Origin of the sequence: Bremerella cremea (genome assembly GCF_039541315.1) — a bacterium.
GTDB lineage: Bacteria > Planctomycetota > Planctomycetia > Pirellulales > Pirellulaceae > Bremerella > Bremerella cremea.
The window spans coordinates 414,915-432,146 of record NZ_BAABFZ010000004.1; the positions used below are offsets into that span (position 1 = coordinate 414,915).

At 55.7% G+C, this 17,232-nt stretch carries 14 protein-coding genes and 1 tRNA gene; 5 read left to right on the forward strand and 10 right to left on the reverse strand.

All coding sequences use genetic code 11. From position 1 onward, the window contains the following. Positions 1–38: 38 nt before the first annotated feature. The 5 genes from ABD890_RS16330 to rpmI all read right to left on the reverse strand — a co-directional run bounded on the left by ABD890_RS16330 (position 39) and on the right by rpmI (position 5,558). On the reverse strand, positions 39–1,559 hold the full coding sequence (locus tag ABD890_RS16330; RefSeq protein ID WP_345091923.1) for a carboxypeptidase M32: 1,521 nt from the start codon (positions 1,557–1,559) through the stop codon (positions 39–41). 63 nt (positions 1,560–1,622) lie between these two features. After that, on the reverse strand, positions 1,623–3,638 hold the full coding sequence (pheT, locus tag ABD890_RS16335) for a phenylalanine--tRNA ligase subunit beta (protein WP_345091928.1): 2,016 nt from the start codon (positions 3,636–3,638) through the stop codon (positions 1,623–1,625). A gap of 75 nt (positions 3,639–3,713) precedes the next feature. Further along, entirely contained in the window at positions 3,714–4,745 is a 1,032-nt protein-coding gene (gene pheS, locus ABD890_RS16340; protein ID WP_345091931.1) for a phenylalanine--tRNA ligase subunit alpha, read from the reverse strand. A gap of 110 nt (positions 4,746–4,855) precedes the next feature. Then, positions 4,856–5,212 carry a 50S ribosomal protein L20 gene (gene rplT / locus ABD890_RS16345; protein WP_105355659.1) on the reverse strand — a complete coding sequence of 119 codons (357 nt, stop codon included), beginning with the start codon at positions 5,210–5,212 and terminating at the stop codon, positions 4,856–4,858. Between the two features lie 139 nt (positions 5,213–5,351). After that, positions 5,352–5,558 (reverse strand): 50S ribosomal protein L35, encoded by a 207-nt coding sequence (gene rpmI / locus ABD890_RS16350; protein WP_315853371.1) that lies wholly within the window; start codon positions 5,556–5,558, stop codon positions 5,352–5,354. Positions 5,559–5,846: 288 nt separating this feature from the next. Here rpmI and ABD890_RS16355 point away from each other — a divergent pair, with 288 nt between their 5' ends. Further along, entirely contained in the window at positions 5,847–6,380 is a 534-nt protein-coding gene (locus ABD890_RS16355; RefSeq protein WP_345091941.1) for a hypothetical protein, read from the forward strand. A 6-nt stretch (positions 6,381–6,386) separates the two neighbouring features. After that, a complete protein-coding gene (locus ABD890_RS16360; protein ID WP_345091944.1) occupies positions 6,387–7,712 on the forward strand; it encodes a glycosyltransferase family 4 protein in 1,326 nt (441 codons plus the stop codon). On the opposite strand, the gene ABD890_RS16365 is transcribed toward ABD890_RS16360, so the two are convergent. The 3 genes from ABD890_RS16365 to thrS form a co-directional block, all read right to left on the reverse strand. Continuing rightward, positions 7,709–8,551 carry a glycosyltransferase gene (locus ABD890_RS16365; protein WP_345091947.1) on the reverse strand — a complete coding sequence of 281 codons (843 nt, stop codon included), beginning with the start codon at positions 8,549–8,551 and terminating at the stop codon, positions 7,709–7,711. The two genes, ABD890_RS16360 and ABD890_RS16365, sit on opposite strands and share 4 nt — an antisense overlap. A gap of 209 nt (positions 8,552–8,760) precedes the next feature. Beyond that, the gene (infC, locus tag ABD890_RS16370) at positions 8,761–9,309 is read right to left on the reverse strand and encodes a translation initiation factor IF-3 (protein WP_345092424.1); all 549 of its coding nucleotides are present in this window, start codon (positions 9,307–9,309) and stop codon (positions 8,761–8,763) included. Between the two features lie 291 nt (positions 9,310–9,600). After that, entirely contained in the window at positions 9,601–11,607 is a 2,007-nt protein-coding gene (gene thrS / locus ABD890_RS16375) for a threonine--tRNA ligase (protein ID WP_345091950.1), read from the reverse strand. Between the two features lie 434 nt (positions 11,608–12,041). On the opposite strand from thrS, the gene ABD890_RS16380 reads away from it, so the two are divergent. Beyond that, positions 12,042–12,115, forward strand: a tRNA-Val gene (locus tag ABD890_RS16380). A gap of 61 nt (positions 12,116–12,176) precedes the next feature. Here ABD890_RS16380 and bcp read toward each other — a convergent pair. Then, on the reverse strand, positions 12,177–12,653 hold the full coding sequence (gene bcp, locus ABD890_RS16385; protein ID WP_345091953.1) for a thioredoxin-dependent thiol peroxidase: 477 nt from the start codon (positions 12,651–12,653) through the stop codon (positions 12,177–12,179). A gap of 473 nt (positions 12,654–13,126) precedes the next feature. Here bcp and ABD890_RS16390 point away from each other — a divergent pair, with 473 nt between their 5' ends. Then, positions 13,127–14,434: a hypothetical protein gene (locus tag ABD890_RS16390; RefSeq protein WP_345091956.1), complete on the forward strand. Its 1,308-nt coding sequence runs from the start codon at positions 13,127–13,129 to the stop codon at positions 14,432–14,434. A 77-nt stretch (positions 14,435–14,511) separates the two neighbouring features. On the opposite strand, the gene ABD890_RS16395 is transcribed toward ABD890_RS16390, so the two are convergent. Further along, complete coding sequence (locus ABD890_RS16395; RefSeq protein ID WP_345091959.1) at positions 14,512–14,733, reverse strand: SlyX family protein; 222 nt, start codon at positions 14,731–14,733, stop codon at positions 14,512–14,514. 343 nt (positions 14,734–15,076) lie between these two features. Between ABD890_RS16395 and tkt the strand changes: the two genes are divergently transcribed. Continuing rightward, on the forward strand, positions 15,077–17,107 hold the full coding sequence (gene tkt / locus ABD890_RS16400; RefSeq protein WP_345091962.1) for a transketolase: 2,031 nt from the start codon (positions 15,077–15,079) through the stop codon (positions 17,105–17,107). Positions 17,108–17,232 lie beyond the last annotated feature (125 nt).

Sequence of the window (17,232 nt, forward strand, 5' to 3'; positions counted from 1 at the left end):
GAGCGAGTCGCCGTGGCGACTCGCTTCCGAGACCTTCTTTAATGTTCGATGCCGTAAAGCGGCCCAAGTTTCGAACGCAGATAGCGAATTAGCGGGGCCGAGTCGATCGGATCGCCGCAAACACGTTCCACCAATTGATCGCCGGGATAGCATTGCCCCAGTTGATGAACGTTCTCTCGCAGCCAATCCAGCAGTGGCATGAACTCGCCCGACGCGAACATGGCGTCGAGATCGCCCAGGTCTTCGCGAGCTTGTTCGATCAATTGCGCCGAGTAGATGTTGCCGAGACTATAGGTTGGGAAGTAACCCATCAGGCCGGCGCTCCAATGGACATCCTGCAAACAGCCATTGGCATCGCTCGTGGGCGTGATGCCCAACTGCTGGGTGTACTTTTCGTTCCAGGCCCCTGGCAGGTCTTTCACTTGCAGGTCGCCGGAAAGCAGAGCTTGTTCCAGCTCGAAGCGAATGATGATGTGCAAATTGTACGTTGCTTCATCTGCTTCCACGCGAATCAGCGAAGGGGAAACTTCGTTGATGGCGAAATGGAAGTCGCCGATCGGGACGTCGGACAACGCCTCGGGGAACAGCTTCTTCGCTTCAGGATAGAAATGACTCCAGAAGGCATAGCTGCGGCCGACAATGTTTTCCCACAGCCGCGACTGCGACTCATGCACGCCGAGCGAAGCCGCCGCACCCGGTGGCAGGCCGAACCATTGATGCGGCAGGCCTTGTTCGTAGATGCCATGGCCAGCTTCGTGCAAGGTCGAGAAGAACGCTGACGGGAAGAAGTTCTCGTCGTACCGCGTAGTGATACGAATATCGTAAGGGCCGATGGTCGTGCAGAACGGATGGTGCGTTACGTCGAGTCGACCAGCCGAGAAGTCGAAACCGATCTTCGATGCGGCGGACATACCAAGCTGTTCCTGCTGAGCGAGCGGGTATTTTCGCTTCAGCACTTCCATGTTCGGAACGCGGCCGCTGTCCTTGATCTCTGCGACCAGAGGGACCAACTGCTCCTTCAAGGTTTCCAGAACCTGACGAACCTGAGCGGTCTTGGCTTCTGGTTCGTAGAAGTCGAGCAGGGCGTCGTATTGTTCCCCTTCGTAGCCAATTGCCTCGGCCATTTCGCGGCTGAGACTCACCAGTTTGTCGAGGATCGGTTCAAAGGTGGCGAACTTGTCTTCGGCTCGTGCTTTGACCCAGGTTTGTTGGCCGATGATTCGCGAGTGACTGAACTCCTCCACCAGACGTTTCGGCAACTTCACCTGCTTTAAGTAGTCTCGCTTGAGGCGACGAATGGTGGCCTCGGCGGGGCTATTGGCTTCTTCGGTCAGTGGCGAATCATGAAGTTGTTCCAGCCAGTCGCCGACCTTGGGATCGGTATTGCGATCGTGAATGATCCCCGACAGAAGGGTGACCTGATCAGCACGATAGGCTCCGGCATTTTCTGGCAGCAGAACCCGTTCGTCCCAGCCCAACAACGCGCTGATGTTTTCCAGCTTGGCAGTTTCTCGATAGTGGTCGCAAAGTTGATCGAAGATTTGTTGGTGGTCGGCCATAGGTCTCGCTAATCAGAGAAGGGAATTGCGGTTGTTAATCGAGTGGGCCTGCCATCGGCCAAACTAAGCTAGTAGCTTGGCTCCCGTTTCCTTACCACAGGCAGCCAGGATTTGCGAAATCGTGGCGTCGGCTTCTTCGCCGGTCAGGGTACGATCGTAGGCTTGAAGCGTGATCGTGAAGAGGACGCGTTTCTTGCCAGGACCATCCTTCTTCGGATCGCGGAAGATCTCTTGGAAGGTGACCTCTTGAACCAGTTCGCCCCCAGCCGTCGTGCTGATATCTTGCAGACGTGACCAGCTGACTTCTTCGTCGACGACCAGGTTCAAGTCGCGGTTCATCGCAGGGTGGGTACTGAAGTCTTGATGTTGTGGAACGAGCACGGCTAATTTCATCAACGCGGTCAGATCGAGCTCGGCAACGGTTGCTTTCTGCTGCAGACCGAACGCCTTGGCGGCCGACTTGCTAACCACACCCAGGTAACCGAGCGTGGTGCCATTGATGGTCAGGTGACTCCCCTGCCCTTCTTCAAACAGCGGATCGGTATAAGGAATGGTCGTAACCATCGCTCGTGGATTGAGCGAACCAACCAAAGCTTCGACCGCCCCCTTCAGTTCGTAGAAGCCTCGACCGCTCGTAATACCCACCATATAGCGTTCGTCTGGCAGTGCCTTCGACTTCGGCAGATAAACCTTGGCGATCTCGTACAGATCGATTTCAGGATAGCTGAACTTTTCGTTGTTGCGACGGGCCCCGAGCAGGCTTGGAATCAAGCTCACCCGCAGGCGATCTTCCCCCTTTACCATCGGCATGCTGGTGGTCAACGGTTCCGAGAGCGACCAACCCTGAAACGCCTTCGACCAGACATCGCTCACGATGCTGCGGGTCAAGGTCTCGTCGAAGCCCATGCCGAGCATAGCCGTGCTAACTTTGTTGCGAATCCGATCGAGATCGCTCTGGTGCGAAGCACTCAGCGAAACGCCGGCTCGTTCTGGAATCTTGTCATAGCCATGGATACGTGCGACTTCTTCGATCAGATCGACTTCGCGATCGAGGTCGCGTCGCCAACTCGCTGGGGTAATCGTGATCGAGCCGGCCGACTGATCGACGACTTCATTCCCCAGCTTTTCGAGGATGCGGCGCACTTCCGCTTCGGGAACTTCGATACCCAGGATGCGTGGCAACTGCGAAAGGCGAAGTGTCACGCTCGAGCGAGAGTGTGGCTGCGAACCAGCGTAGACACGGCCTTCGCACACTTCGCCACCTGCGGTTTCAACAATCAGTTCGCAGCAGCGACGGCTTGCCCAATCGATCATTTCGGGATCGACGCCACGTTCAAAGCGGTACGACGAATCGCTCTTCAGCTTTAACCGACGCGAGGTCGTGCGGACTGGTAGCGCCGCGAACTGGGCCGCTTCGATTAACAGGTCAGTCGTCAAATCGCCGACTTCGGTTTCTTTGCCACCCATCACGCCTGCCAGAGCAATCGCCCCGCGGCCATCGGCGATGACGTAGTCGTCCGAACTGAGAAGGTACTCGCGATGGTCGATCGCCATGAACTTCTCTTCGGCGGCAGCCTTCCGAACCGAGATGACGTCCCCTTCGATTTTCGCGAGGTCAAAGGCGTGCAGCGGCTGGCCGATTTCCATCAACACGTAATTGGTCACGTCGACTACGTTGTTGATCGATGGTAGGCCAATCGTGTTCAAGCGATTGGTGAGCCAGGCCGGACTGGCGCCGACCGTGACGCCGGTGATGCTGCGGGCGATATAGCGTGGACAGAACTTTTCGTCTTCGAGCTGAACGATCTTCGAACAGGCTCCCCCGTTCGAGATCGCCGAGATATCCGCCGCCGGAACCTTCAGGTCGAGATCGAACAGCACGCCCACTTCGCGAGCGATGCCGACGTGGCCGAGCCAGTCGGGGCGATTGCTGGTGACTTCCAGGTCCAGGCAACGATCGTTATTCACCGTCGAAGCGCCATCGAAGTTCAACCCGGCCAGGGTCAAACGATCGCAGACTTCCGCTTCGCTGATGTTCAGGTCGAGGTACTGCTTCAGCCAATCCCAGGAAACGAGCATGATTCAAATATTCTGTGCGAGTGCGTGGATTCGGATTTCGTAACGATGCAAGAGGAAGCGAGGTGGCAATGTGTTTTAGAACTGTGCCAGGAACTTCGTATTGCTGTCGTACAAGTAGCGAATGTCGTTGATGCCATGACGACGCATGCAAAGTCGTTCGACGCCCAGGCCGAAGGCGAACCCGGTGACTTCTTCAGGATCGTAGCCAACCGCTTTGAGGACGTTCGGATCGACCATGCCGGCTCCGCCGAACTCAAGCCACGTGTCTTGCCAGCGCATGTCGACTTCCACGCTCGGTTCAGTGAACGGGAAGAACGAAGGACGAAAGCGAATCTCGACGTCGCCGCCAAGGTAGCTCGAAGCGAACAATCGCAGCACGTACTTCAGGTCGGCCATGGTTACGTTGGTATCGACCAGCAGGCCTTCGATCTGATGGAACATGGCATAGTGCGTGGCGTCGATTTCGTCGGGACGGTAGACACGTCCGAGCGAAACGATGCGGATCGGAGGCTTGGTATTCTCCATCACGCGGATCTGCACGGTCGAGGTCTGGCTTCGCAGCAGTTGGTTGCCACCCCCGGTGCCAGCCGCGGCAACGTTCAGGTAGAAGTTGTCCAGCGGATCGCGGGCAGGATGTTCGAGCGGAATGTTGAGCGCTTCGAAGTTGTGCCAGTCATCTTCGATTTCAGGACCTTCGACGGCCGAGAAGCCGAGCCGGCCCATGATGTCTTTCAGCTCGTCGATCGTCTGGGTGATCGGGTGAATATGCCCCAGGCGTGGTCGCTTGCCAGGCAGGGTCACGTCAATCGCTTCTGACTTCCCCTTACTGCTGCTTCCACCGGTGATGGTGTCGGCGGCCGATTGGAAGAGCTCTTCCAGGCGGGTCTTCACTTCATTGAAGCGTTTGCCGGCGACTGGCTTGTCTTCTTTCGAGACCTTGCCGAGCCCCTTCTGCGCTTCTTTGAGCTTTCCGCTCTTCGCCCCGAGGTACTCGACGCGGGTGTCTTCCAGGATCTGGGAGTCGACCTGTTTGATAGCTTCTTCGAAGCGATGCGAAGCGGCTTCGACCAGATCGTCCAACTGTTTGATGAAATCGTTGAGTGACATGATGCCTGTTGATTACGTGCGTTCATGAAACAAGCCGCCGAGTTGATACTCGGCGGCTTGTATTATTGCATCTGGGTTGCGGGCTGCCCATCCACGGTGGGCAAGCCGACTTAGGCGGCGAGGGCAGCCTTGACTTCTTCAGTCACCGCATCGAATGCGCCCGGATCGTGAATCGCCATCTCGGACAGAACCTTGCGATCCAGGGTGATGCCAGCCTTCTTCAGGCCGTTGATGAATTCGCTGTAACGCAGACCGCGTTCGCGAGCAGCGGCATTCAGACGGATAATCCACAGCTTGCGGAATTCACGCTTACGGACCTTACGGTCGCGATAAGCATAGACGCCAGCTCGGACCAGCGTTTCCTTGACGGTACGCAGCAAATTACCACGACCACCGCGATTACCACGTGCCTTCTTGAAAAGACGCTTCTTGGAACGGTGGCGAGCCTTGCCGTAAGTAGTTCTCATCGTATTACCTTAAACCTTCGTCCACTGGGCCCCCGTTTCGTGGGAAACGGATGTTTGGTACCCGCGTACAGAAAATCGCACTCGGTTGCCTGCTTACCCAATGTGAAGCAGATCGGAGTGCTGTCAGAAATTTACCGCTTTAGTAGCTGTACTTGCCCAAAGCCAAACGCAGAGCCACCGATTCGGCTTCCGCCAGAACGGTCGTACCGCGGAGATTACGCTTCCGCTTGTGGCTCATGCGGTTTGCCAAGTGGCTTGTTCCGCACTGACGGTGCTTGATTTTGCCGTTTCCGGTGATGCGGAAACGCTTTTTAGTACCCTTGTGGGTCTTCATCTTAGGCATGATGCCAATCCCCAATGAGTATGTGGGACACGTTGTCCTATACGGACATGGTTCTTATCCGTGGAAACCCAATATTCTAGGGACAATCCCCGCAGAGCGGTAGGGGGAAGCAGGTGGATTTGGGAAAACTGGCTAGTCCGCCATGGTATCGGCGTAACCTATTGTACTAATTGGTTTTACCGATACAGTTTTCGGCCCCTTCCACCCTGGCGACGGTCGAATTCCTGAGTGACACCATCTAAAATAACGGCAGTCATCGCTGATTGCGTTCCCATTACCCCAAGACACTGGATGGATGGTCCTCTGATCACGGCCTGGACGATACGTCTGGCACTAATCGCCATGGCGTCGAGTCTGGTGCTCAGGATGGTTCATCCCTGGTGCCCTTTGTCGGAAGGTTTTCGACGGGGCATCTGGACCGCTGGGTGTGCCCTGTTTCTGGCCCACATCGCGGCCGGAATGCAGTTCTATCACCATTGGAATCATCAGCACGCCTATGCCGAGACCGCTCGGCAGACCTACGAAGTGCTGGGCGTCCGTTTCGGAGGCGGTATCTACGTCAATCACCTGATGGCGATTGTCTGGCTGGCCGACACCGTCTGGTGGTGGGTAGCTCCGCAGGCCTATCGCCGGCGAAGTCCCTGGTGGGAACGGGGGATGATTGGCTTCTTCCTGTTTATTGCCTTCAATGGATTGGTGGTATTCAAGTCCGGAGGACTAAGAATCGCTGGAATCCTTGGCTTCGTGCTACTCGCGGTAGTGTGGGGCATGACTCGCCATTGGAGTCCAGCCGTTGTTCCGCATGCCAAGCCTGCGGATCGCTAGGTTGCTATGTCGCAAACACCAAGTTCGACCGATCGCCTGACGATCGCCTATATCACTGCCGGCGGAGCAGGCATGTTCTGCGGTAGTTGCATGCGCGACAACACCGTGGCTCGAGCGATGCACCATCTGGGGCAAGATGTGCACCTGATTCCGATGTACACGCCCATTCGCGTCGACGAAGAAGATGTCAGCGAGAAAACGCTCTTCTACGGCGGCATCAATGTCTATATGGAGCAAACCGTCCCTGGCTATCGCTTTCTGCCTGCCTGGCTGACCCGCTGGCTCGATCAGGAATGGATCATTCGGTGGGCGACGTCGCGTGGTATCGAGACCGACGCAAAACAGCTCGGAGCTTTGACGCTCTCGGTTCTCAAGGGGAAAGACGGTAACCAGCGGAAGGAAGCTCTGCGACTGGCGAAGTGGGTGTCCAAAGACCTGAAGCCGCAGATCATCAACTTCAGCAACATGATGATTGCTGGGACCGCTCCGCTGCTGAAGGAGAAGGTCGGCTGTCCGATTGTCGCGACCCTGCAGGGAGACGACATCTTCATGGACGAACTGCCGGAACCGTATCGAACACAGTGTTTCCAGCAGATTAAACAGCTGGTTCCGCATATCGACCGGTTTATCGTCTTCAGCGAGTACTACGCCGATTACATGGCCGAGTATTTCGGAATCCCGCGCGAAAAGTTCTGCCTGGTTCCGTTGGGGATCGATCTTTCTGACCTCCCCACCCCTTCCTCAGGGAAAGATCACACAAAGCGGCCCCCGACGATTGGCTATTTGGCCCGGATGGCCCCGGAAAAAGGGCTGCATCTGTTAGTTGACGCGTTTCTGCATTTACGGACCATCGAAGGCATGCAGGATGTTCAGTTGAAAGTCGCTGGTTGGGCCGGCAAGCAGCAAGAGGCCTATGTCAACGAACAGATGGAGAAGTTGGAACAGGCCGGCCATCGCGAAGGCTGCGAGTACCTCGGCACGGTGGACCGGACCAGCAAGTTGACCTTCCTGCAGTCGATCGACGTTCTGTCGGTGCCGACAACCTATCGCGATCCGAAAGGTTTGTTCGTCCTGGAAGCACTCGCCGCCGGGGTTCCGGTGGTTCAGCCAGAGCACGGGGCGTTTCCCGAATTAATTCGAGCCACCGGAGGGGGACACCTGGTTCCACCTCATGATCCAATTGCCTTGGCCGAGAAATTGGCACACGTCCTTACAGATCGCGAGGCAGCTCGGCAGTTGGGGGCAGACGCAGCGGAATCAGTCCGCACGCGATTTAATTCAGAGCAAGCCGCGCGAGAGACCGTCGAAATCTATCGTTCGCTGGTGAGCTAAGCCGCTTTGGCTTGGCTGGTGGCCTGAGGCTGCTGGAACGAGATGGCTGTCGGCCGAGGGGGCGGCATCATTCCCTTTTCGATGAAGACAGGTCCTGTCTTCGAGGCTTCCCACAAGGCGTTGTTACGATCGAAGTCGGCCTCGATGAAGAACTTCTCGTGTTCCATGTGGAAGACAACTGCCGAGTAAACGGCGTTCAGACGTTTCACGCCGCTTCGCATCAGTCGGGTCACGAACTCGCTATCTTCTCGCCAGAACCCGACGAATGCTTCGTTCCAACCGTTGATGTTGGCCACATCGCTCTTCCAGACGGCCAGGTTGCACGATCGCACGCCGTGGGTGGTGTTGCTTCGTGTGGCAAAGCCTGGGATGCGAATCGTGAGATGTAGCTTGGTCAGGTGACCCTTCATCCAGGCCTTCACCAGCTCCCAGCTTGTTTCCGTTCCCTTGAAGGAATCGAAGCCTTTGTACTGCAGGAAGTTTCTGCGGCCTTGGACGAAGTGCCCAGGGCGAGCGATCCGCCGATGATCGGCCACGAACTGTGGGCCAGGGATGCAGTCGCCATCGGTGTAGATCAGATAGTCGCCGGTTGCTGCCCGCGTGGCGTTGTTACGGGTCTTGCTGATCTGGGGCATGCCGCCGAATGGGTGCCAGGCATGTAGGATCGGGAAATCGGCCTGTTGTCGGTACTTCTCGATGATCTCGGGTGTATTGTCGGACGAGCCATCGTCCGCGATGACAACTTCGTGCGGCTTCTCGGTTTGGTGCATGAAGCCGTACAGGACCTTATCGAGATAATAGGGCCGATTGTGAGTGGTGATAATGACCGAAGATCGCATGGCTTGGCTTTCTGGGGTTTTCTGGATCCGTCTCACAGGAGCCAGTGCCGCGAGACGATAACAGAGGTCCTCTTGAGCCAACAAGGTCATTTCGCGGGATGTCGCGGTGCTAGCACGATGCCGCTGCGCATTAAAAAAGCCATCCCAGAATTGGAATGGCTTTTGAATCGATGGCTGTTGTAAGGATCGTCTCTCGATCCTGGCCGAACCTATCCTGCTTTCGGCGAAACGGTGGCCATGATGCGGCGCCCCATTTGCTTCGGTGGCGATTCAAGCTTGCCCACTTCGGCCAGCAGTTCAATCACTTGGGCCATCACGCGATGACCTTCTTCAACGTGGGCCATTTCACGACCCTTGAACTGCACCGAGACTTGGACTTTGTCTTTGTGCTTCAGAAAGCCAATCGCTTGCTTGACCTTGAACTCGATATCGTGATCGCCCGTCTTCGGACGGAGACGAATCTCTTTGGTCTTGGTGTGGTGCGACTGATTCTTATGTTGTTTTTTGCTTTGCTGGTACTTGTACTTGCCGTAGTCCATGATGCGGCAGACCGGCGGTTTGGCTCCGGGCGCAACTTCGACTAGATCCAGGCCTGCCTCTCGGGCAATGGACATGGCTTCGTCGGTGGGCAGAACGCCCAACTGTTCACCTTCAGCAGAAATGACTCGAATTGGGCTGACGCGGATTCGTTCGTTGATTCGAGTCTGGTCGCGATTCTGATCGCGTTCCCGTTCGCGAGACGTATTACGCAGGGCGATGGCTAGTGATCCTTTAAATGCTAGGAAACGGGTAAGGTGTCTTTAATGATTCAACCATGTGGACAACCCGTAAAATCGTACCACATCGTTAATATTTTATCGTCAAGTTTCCGCTTCGTTAACGCTCGAAAATCGGAATCGTTAAATTTTGCCACCTTTCCGGGTGGTAATGGCGTTTCAGATTCCATCAGGAGGGTTGGTGATGGTCAGGCGGAAACTGGTCACTTGGGTGACCATAGCACGCCTGCCCCCATAAAAGGAGGGCAGGCAATGCCTCGAAAACCGGCCGGTTTAGTATTCATCGCTGGACGACGCGGCTGAGGTACCCAGGCCCGCCGAACCTTTGAACACTTGTCGCACGACACGGTTCTTGACTTCTTCTTTTAGCTTATCAATTGCCTCTTGGATCTTCATGGAACCCAAGTCGCCATCGATTCGGTCGCGAACCGCAACCGATTCTTCTTCCATTTCCCGTCCCCCGATGATGAACATGTAGGGGATCAGTTCCAATTGGGCGGCTCGGATCTTGGCTCCAATTTTTTCCGGTCGATAGTCGCCACTGACGCGGAAGCCGGCCAGTTGCAGTTCTTTTTCGACCTTGCGGGCATACTCTTCGAACTTCTGGCTGACGACCAGGATACGAACCTGTTCTGGAGCCAACCACAGTGGGAAGGCGCCGGCAAAGTGTTCGATCAACACACCCATGAAGCGTTCCAGCGATCCAAACGGAGCGCGATGGATCATCACTGGGCGATGCGGCTGATTATCAGGGCCGATGTATTCCAGGTCGAAACGTTCGGCACTCGGCAGGTTATAGTCGAGCTGAACGGTACCCAGTTGCCATTCACGTCCCAGGCAGTCGTTCACCACGAAGTCGGCTTTCGGGCCGTAAAACGCGGCTTCGCCTGCTTCGGCAGTGGCGGTGATGCCCATGTTCTTGCAAACACGAACCAGAGCCGCTTCGGCCGCATCCCAAACTGCTTGCTTGCCGACGTACTTCGAGTTGTCTGGGTCACGGAAACCGAGACGAACACGATAGTCGGTCAGGCCCAAGCTGCTGAGAACGTACTGGGTCATCTGGATGCACTTGCGGAACTCGTCTTCGACTTGTTCGTCGGTGCAGAAGATGTGGGCGTCGTCCTGAGTAAAACCGCGCACGCGGGTCATGCCGTTCAATTCGCCCGATTGCTCGTAGCGATAAACGGTCCCGAACTCCGACAAGCGGTACGGCAACTCACGATAGCTGCGAGGCCGCGACTTGTAGATCATGATGTGATGCGGGCAGTTCATGGGCTTGAGGAGATATTCTTCGTCCTCGGCCTGATGAATCGGCGCGAACTGGCTGTCTTTGTAGTACGGGTAATGTCCCGAGATCTTATATAGATCGACCTTGCCAATATTGGGGGTCACCACCGGGAGGTACTCGAACTTCTTCAACTGCTCGCCGACGAACTCGGTCAGCAGGTTGCGGATGATGGTTCCCTTAGGGGACCACAAAATCAGACCCTGCCCCACAAGCGGATTAATCGAGAACAGATCGAGCTGCTTACCCAGGACGCGATGATCGCGCCGTTTGGCTTCTTCGATTTTAGTTAGGTGGGCTTCCAGGTCTTCTTTGTTGAAGAAGGCGGTTGCGTACAAACGCTGGAGCTGACGATTGTTGGAATCGCCTTTCCAGTAAGCGCCGGCAACCGACAGGATCTTGTAAGCACCAATCGCCTTCGGCCGCGGAATATGCGGGCCACGGCAAAGGTCGATGAACTCGCCCTGCTGATAGAACGACATCGAGTCGTGATCTTTCAGGCCGGTTTCGATATGTTCGATCTTGTATTTCTGGCCCAGATCTTTGACCACTTGCAGCGAACTTTCGCGATCGCGTTCGATCCGTTCAAAAGGTTCGTCCTGCTTGATGATCTTCTTCATCTCGGCTTCGATCGCCGGGAAGTCTTCTTCGGAGAGCTTATGCTCGAGATCGAAGTCGTAGTAGAAGCCGCCGTCGATCGTTGGTCCGAATGCCAACTGCACGCCATCGAACAGTCGCATCACGGCGCGGGCCATGATATGGGCACAACTGTGACGCATCACCCCGAGGGCTTCTTCGTCCTTCTTGGTTAACAATCGCAGATTGACACTGCCTTCTTCAGGCAGCTTGGTATCGAAGCCGACGACCTTGCCGTCGATTTCCCCTGCCAGGGTCGCTTTGGCCAGACCTGGTCCAATATCAGCGGCGACCTCCATGGGGGTAACAGCGTGATCGAATTCTTTTTTAGATCCGTCGGGAAGAATGACCTCGAGCATGATGTGTTTGTATTCTCATCCAGATGGCGATTTCCAATTTCGCGAGGACATCGAAACAAAGGATGTCGCTGAATCCGCAAAATCGGGCGGGGTGATGCTGCTTCCTCGGAAACCGCAAGCACCCAGGGCGAACCTTGCGAGACTTCCGCGGCTCTCCCTGATTGGTAAGGTGGAAGACGCCTGATTCGGTGTCGGGGTTCGCAGCTAGAAGGGTATAGATTGACGGAAGTTACGACTTGAGGAAAGTCCAGGTTGGCCTGAATTAAGGGATCGTAAGAGATTCGCGTGGGGGTGGCGTAATGAAACAGACAGTCAAAATCCTGTTTTTCGTTGCAGCCACTTGACGAGATAGGCGTCTCGATGGCAAACTACGCCTTTGGTTAATCCTTCCGGGGATCAACCACTGATAAATGCTTGCAGAAAAAGCATCTTTCGGGCGATTGGCTCAGTTGGTTAGAGCACTACCTTGACATGGTAGGGGTCACAGGTTCGAATCCTGTATCGCCCACTCAAAAATGAAAGCGGAACCCAATTTGGGTTCCGCTTTTTTTATGCGCTGACGCCAGGTACTAGCCGGCCAGCTTGGCGACTTCTTCCAGAACCTTGGCATCGTGGCCGTCGACGCTGACGCGTTTCCAGACCTTGGCTACCTTCCCTTCCGTGTCGATCAGGAAGGTGCTGCGTTGAATGCCCATCGTCACCTTGCCGTACATGTTCTTTTCTCGCCAGGCGCCATACTTCTCGGCCAGCTTGTGGTCTTTATCGACCAGCAGAGGGAAGTTGAGCTGATATTTGTCGCGGAATTTGCCGTGGCTTTCCTTGTCGTCGGGGCTTACCCCAAGCAGCTTAACGCCGTACTTTACCAGCTCGCTCTTTTGGTCTCGAAACGCACACGCTTCCTTCGTGCAGCCTGGGGTATCGTCCTTGGGATAGAAATAGAGCACGACGATCGATCCCTTCAGGTCCGCTAATTTAACCTTACTGCCGTCGTCAGCTGTCAATGTAAAAGCAGGGGCTTTTTCACCTGCTTCAACCCAATCTGCCATAAAGTCTTCTCCTTGGGTGTGTTATGGGGCAAACGGCCCCGTCTCTGGGTGGTTGGGAATATGAGATAAGGCGCCGGATCAACCGCAAAACATGCCGAGGGCTCAACAGGCTCCCGCTAGGTCAAACGCGATGTCGGGATTTGCGACAAAAATCTTGAGGGAATCTGACACCAATTGGTTTTTTCGGGGTTGTACCTTGTATATAACAGGTAAAGCGATGGTTCGGCAGTTACCCATCGTGCGGGCTTCGTTGGACAAAAGCTGTCGGTGAGCCACCAAGGGCGGATTGGTTGGCGGCTTATCACCTCTGCTTATCCTAGATGGATGGGCTCCAATCCCCTCCAGGGCTTGATTACCCGTGTTCAAGTCCCCACATTCCAACACATTTTTCCGATGGCGGTTGTCTGGTAGCCAAATACCAGAGCAATTCGGATCTCCGCCGTCAGGATTTGAAATCACCCCATATGAGGCGGATGAAATCTCAGTATCGCAGTCTGAATGGCCTCGCTCGTCGAGTTGCCAACCCTCAGCATTTGGAACGCCGCGATCTCTTCGCTGGCGATTCTGCGATTGTCATTGAGTACTCCGTTCTAACCGAAGACTCTCGGCCCGATGATCAAGGGTTTGATCGAGCTTTCGATCTGCCTGAGAGCATGCATCAGACGCACGAATGGGATCAGTTCGTCGTGGAAGTCTGGGTGCGTGCCGAAGGTGATCAGCCGATTGAGATGCAAGATCTCACGCTCGATCTTGGCTACCGTACCGATCTCACCTCGGCCGTGGCAGTCGATTTCGGTCGCTCATTCGAGGGCCATTCGTCGTTCATGCTCAGCGACGCCACCGGCGAAGTTCAAGGCATTCATGGCTCCACCGAAGGTGTTGAGCTGGTTGCCGGCGACCGGGTGCTGTTCGCTCGCGTTCGATTTCAGGCCGTTGCCGAGCAGGGTGATAACGTTCTGCTAGACCCTGATACTGGCCTTGTCGGCCCTTATTCGCTGGAGTTGGTAACGCAGAACGTGGCTGCCACGTTGGCCGATTCGTCAATCGGCTTGCGAGAAGCACCGATGCCTGAAATGGGCATTTTTCCGGTGATTTACGATTTCGACGACGATCAAAAAATCGGGCTGACCGATTTCGCTGTTTTCACGCAGCAGATGGGACGAACGTCTGACTCGCCTGACGACGGCATGGCATGGCTGGCTGACTTCGACAAGTCGTCGAAGGTAGGCGTTTCTGACTTTGCTTACCTGGTCCAGAACATGGGTAAGCGATCGACTGACGAGCACGTCACCTTCCCACCGGGCTATCCTGATCTGTGGCAGATTCCTGACACGGATGAAGGTGGCGGGAACGAAGGTGGCACGACCGGCGGAGATGGTTCGTCAGGTAGTGGTGGCAAAGATACCAACAACGGTGGTCAGCAGCCGGCACCAATTTTTAATCTGAACATGTTCCAGGTCGGTATCGTTTTGCCCGGCACGATGGACGTTTTCCAGATGATGCTGCCGGCAGTGAACTGGATGAATGGTTTCCAGATCGACCGCCTGACCGGCAATGCTTCGATGAGTGAAGATATCGAAGACGAGCCTGGCGACGTGATTCTGTCGATCGTCCTCCAGGATGACGAAGTCTACGAAACCGAGATCGAAGTGCTTCTCGATGGCGACTTGATCGACACGATCGGGGAATTCAACGAATACTCGTCGCTGATCACGGTCTATGTCACGGAAGTCATGGCTTCCATTCGAGGCATGCTTTCCGACGCTCTCGATTCCGACTAAGCCTTCGAGAACTGCGTTTCTAGCCCTTTTCTTAGTTGGCTGCCGGCGTCTCCCGCAGTCTCTTGACGCCATCACGATTAATAATGGGGCGGGCGTTCTTCCGAAGCCGAGCGTGGCGTATCGAGGGCCGCATGTAGATGGTCGATCCGCTCGACGGTCCGCGACATGTATGCTTCCATCCGTTCCAGTCGCCGTTGTTGATCGAGGATAACTTCGTTCAAGTCGGCAACGACCCGCTCAAGATGGGCATGTTTTTCTTCAAGCGTCGTAATTCTTTCGACAAGTCTTTCTTCTGGCATCTCGCGCACCCTTTCAGCATGGGGGCATTTTGCTACTTAAGCAGGTGTTTTGGGGATCGGGATATCCGCCTGGGCAATTTATGCTCATGGAAACTTCATTCAAGTCGATTTTAGCCCAGCAGGTAAGGGGGAGCCGAGCTTTCGCAACTCCAACGCCCCGCAACTGTTGCGTTGACTTCTAAGTTCTTTTGGACTTAAAATGCTTGACTTAATGTGTCTAAGCCGCGACAGGTTCTTCTGGGGAAATTGCATTTCCGGGAACAGGATCTTCGCTTCCGCTGGGAGTCGTCCCTGAAGCCGCGGCCACTGTATGTAATGTTGGCAAGAGAGTTCTGAACGAAATATGTCTATCTCCACAAGCAGTATCGAGCAATTGTCCATCAACGCCATCCGTACGTTGTCCATGGACGCCGTCCAGCAGGCGAACAGCGGGCACCCTGGCACGCCGATGGCCCTGGCACCAGTCGTCTACACCTTGTGGAACAAGCACCTGAAGTACGATCCTGCCAATCCACACTGGCAATCGCGAGATCGTTTCGTTCTTTCGTGCGGCCACGCTTCGATGCTGCTGTACAGCACCCTGCATCTCGCCGGCGTGAAGAAGGCTGACGGCGCAAGCGAACCTTCGATCACCATCGACAACATTCGTAACTTCCGGCAGTTGCACAGCCCATGTGCTGGTCACCCAGAAGTTCACGAAGCAGCCGGTATCGAAACCACCACGGGGCCTCTCGGTCAGGGCGTTGCCACGAGTGTTGGTATGGCGATCGCCGCCAAGTGGCAGGCCGCTCGTTTCGACGAAATCTTCGACTACGACGTCTACGCTCTGTGCAGCGACGGCGACCTGATGGAAGGGGTCTCGTCGGAAGCCGCTTCGGTCGCTGGTCACTTGAAGCTGTCGAACCTGTGCTGGGTCTACGACGACAACAAGATCACCATCGAGGGCGACACCGACCTCGCTTTCACCGAAGACATCCCAGGCCGCTTCCGTGCCATGGGTTGGCACGTGATCGAAATCGCCGATGCCAACGACATTGAAGCATTGGATGCGGCGTTCACCGAATTCAAGACCATCACCGACAAGCCAACCTTGATCGTCGTTCACAGCATCATCGCTTGGGGTGCTCCGACCAAGGCTAATACCCACGGTGCTCACGGCGCCCCACTGGGTGATTCCGAAATCGAAGGTACCAAGGCGGCTTACGGTTGGACCTATGGCAAGTTTGAAGTTCCTGCGGAAGTGTACGAACACTTCAATGCGAACCTCGGTGCCCGCGGTGCGGAAGCCAAGTCGCAGTGGGATGCCAGCTTTGCCAAGTACAGCAAAGATAACGCAGAGAAGGCCGCGACCTGGTCGTCGATCATCAGTGGCGAACTGCCAGCCGGTTGGGATGCCGAACTTCCGGTCTTCCCAGCTGATGCCAAGGGAATCGCTACCCGCGCATCGGGCGGTAAGGTTTTGAATGCGATTGCCGCAAAGGTTCCAGGCCTGTTGGGCGGTTCGGCCGACCTCGAGCCATCGACGAAGACGGGCCTCACCTTCGAAGGCGCAGGTGACTTTGAGGCCGGGTCTTACTGCGGTCGAAACTTCCACTTCGGTATCCGCGAACATACCATGGCTGCCATCGGCAACGGCATGGCTCTGAGCGGTCTACGTCCTTACATTTCGACCTTCTTCGTGTTCAGCGACTACCTGCGTCCATCGCTCCGTTTGTCGGCGATCATGAAGGCTCCGGTCATCTACATCTTCACTCACGACTCGATCGGTGTCGGTGAAGATGGTCCGACCCACCAACCAGTCGAGCACCTGTCGGCAATCCGTGCCATTCCGAATGTGGCCGTCTTCCGCCCTGGCGACTCGAACGAAGTGTCGCAGTGTTACAAGACCGTCATGGAACTGACCGATCGTCCTTCGGTGTTGGTTCTGACCCGTCAGAACCTCCCGACTCTCGATCGCGATAAGTACGCTTGTGCCAGCGGCTCGGCCCGTGGTGCGTACGTTCTGGCGGATTGCGATGGCACTCCGGAAGTGCTGCTGATGGGTACCGGTAGCGAATTGTCGCTGGTGGTCGAAGCTTACGAAAAGCTGACCGCTGAAGGTGTCAAGGCTCGTGCGATCAGCGTCCCTTGCTTGGAACTGTTCTACGAGCAAGACGCCGCCTATCAGAAGGAAGTCATGCCTTGTGACGTGGCTGCCCGTGTTGCTGTTGAAGCGGGCATTCGTCAGTCGTGGGATCGCCTGCTGGGCTTGAAGGGCGAGTTCGTCGGGATGAGCAGCTTCGGTGCCAGTGCTCCGGCTGAAGAGCTGTTCCCGTACTTCGGTATCACCGCGGATCACGTGGTTGAAGCCGCGAAGAAGTCGATCGGCAACTAAGCTTAGTCGCTACAATCGGAATAAACCGGAAGCCCCTCTCTGGCTGTAGAGAGGGGTTTTTCATGCGCCGACACAATCGTTGTAATCGTCATAGGGCGGACGATCCCAGGCAGTTGGCCCCTGCA

Bases quoted from the DNA above. Each gene is read 5' to 3' on its own strand.
- ABD890_RS16355 (WP_345091941.1), top strand. From the start codon at position 5,847: ATGGATGGTCCTCTGATCACGGCCTGGACGATACGTCTGGCACTAATC.
- bcp (WP_345091953.1), bottom strand. From the start codon at position 12,653: ATGGCAGATTGGGTTGAAGCAGGTGAAAAAGCCCCTGCTTTTACATTG.
- rplT (WP_105355659.1), bottom strand. From the start codon at position 5,212: ATGAGAACTACTTACGGCAAGGCTCGCCACCGTTCCAAGAAGCGTCTT.
- ABD890_RS16390 (WP_345091956.1), top strand. From the start codon at position 13,127: ATGAAATCTCAGTATCGCAGTCTGAATGGCCTCGCTCGTCGAGTTGCC.
- pheT (WP_345091928.1), bottom strand. From the start codon at position 3,638: ATGCTCGTTTCCTGGGATTGGCTGAAGCAGTACCTCGACCTGAACATC.
- ABD890_RS16360 (WP_345091944.1), top strand. From the start codon at position 6,387: ATGTCGCAAACACCAAGTTCGACCGATCGCCTGACGATCGCCTATATC.
- thrS (WP_345091950.1), bottom strand. From the start codon at position 11,607: ATGCTCGAGGTCATTCTTCCCGACGGATCTAAAAAAGAATTCGATCAC.
- ABD890_RS16395 (WP_345091959.1), bottom strand. From the start codon at position 14,733: ATGCCAGAAGAAAGACTTGTCGAAAGAATTACGACGCTTGAAGAAAAA.
- tkt (WP_345091962.1), top strand. From the start codon at position 15,077: ATGTCTATCTCCACAAGCAGTATCGAGCAATTGTCCATCAACGCCATC.
- ABD890_RS16365 (WP_345091947.1), bottom strand. From the start codon at position 8,551: ATGCGATCTTCGGTCATTATCACCACTCACAATCGGCCCTATTATCTC.
- ABD890_RS16330 (WP_345091923.1), bottom strand. From the start codon at position 1,559: ATGGCCGACCACCAACAAATCTTCGATCAACTTTGCGACCACTATCGA.
- pheS (WP_345091931.1), bottom strand. From the start codon at position 4,745: ATGTCACTCAACGATTTCATCAAACAGTTGGACGATCTGGTCGAAGCC.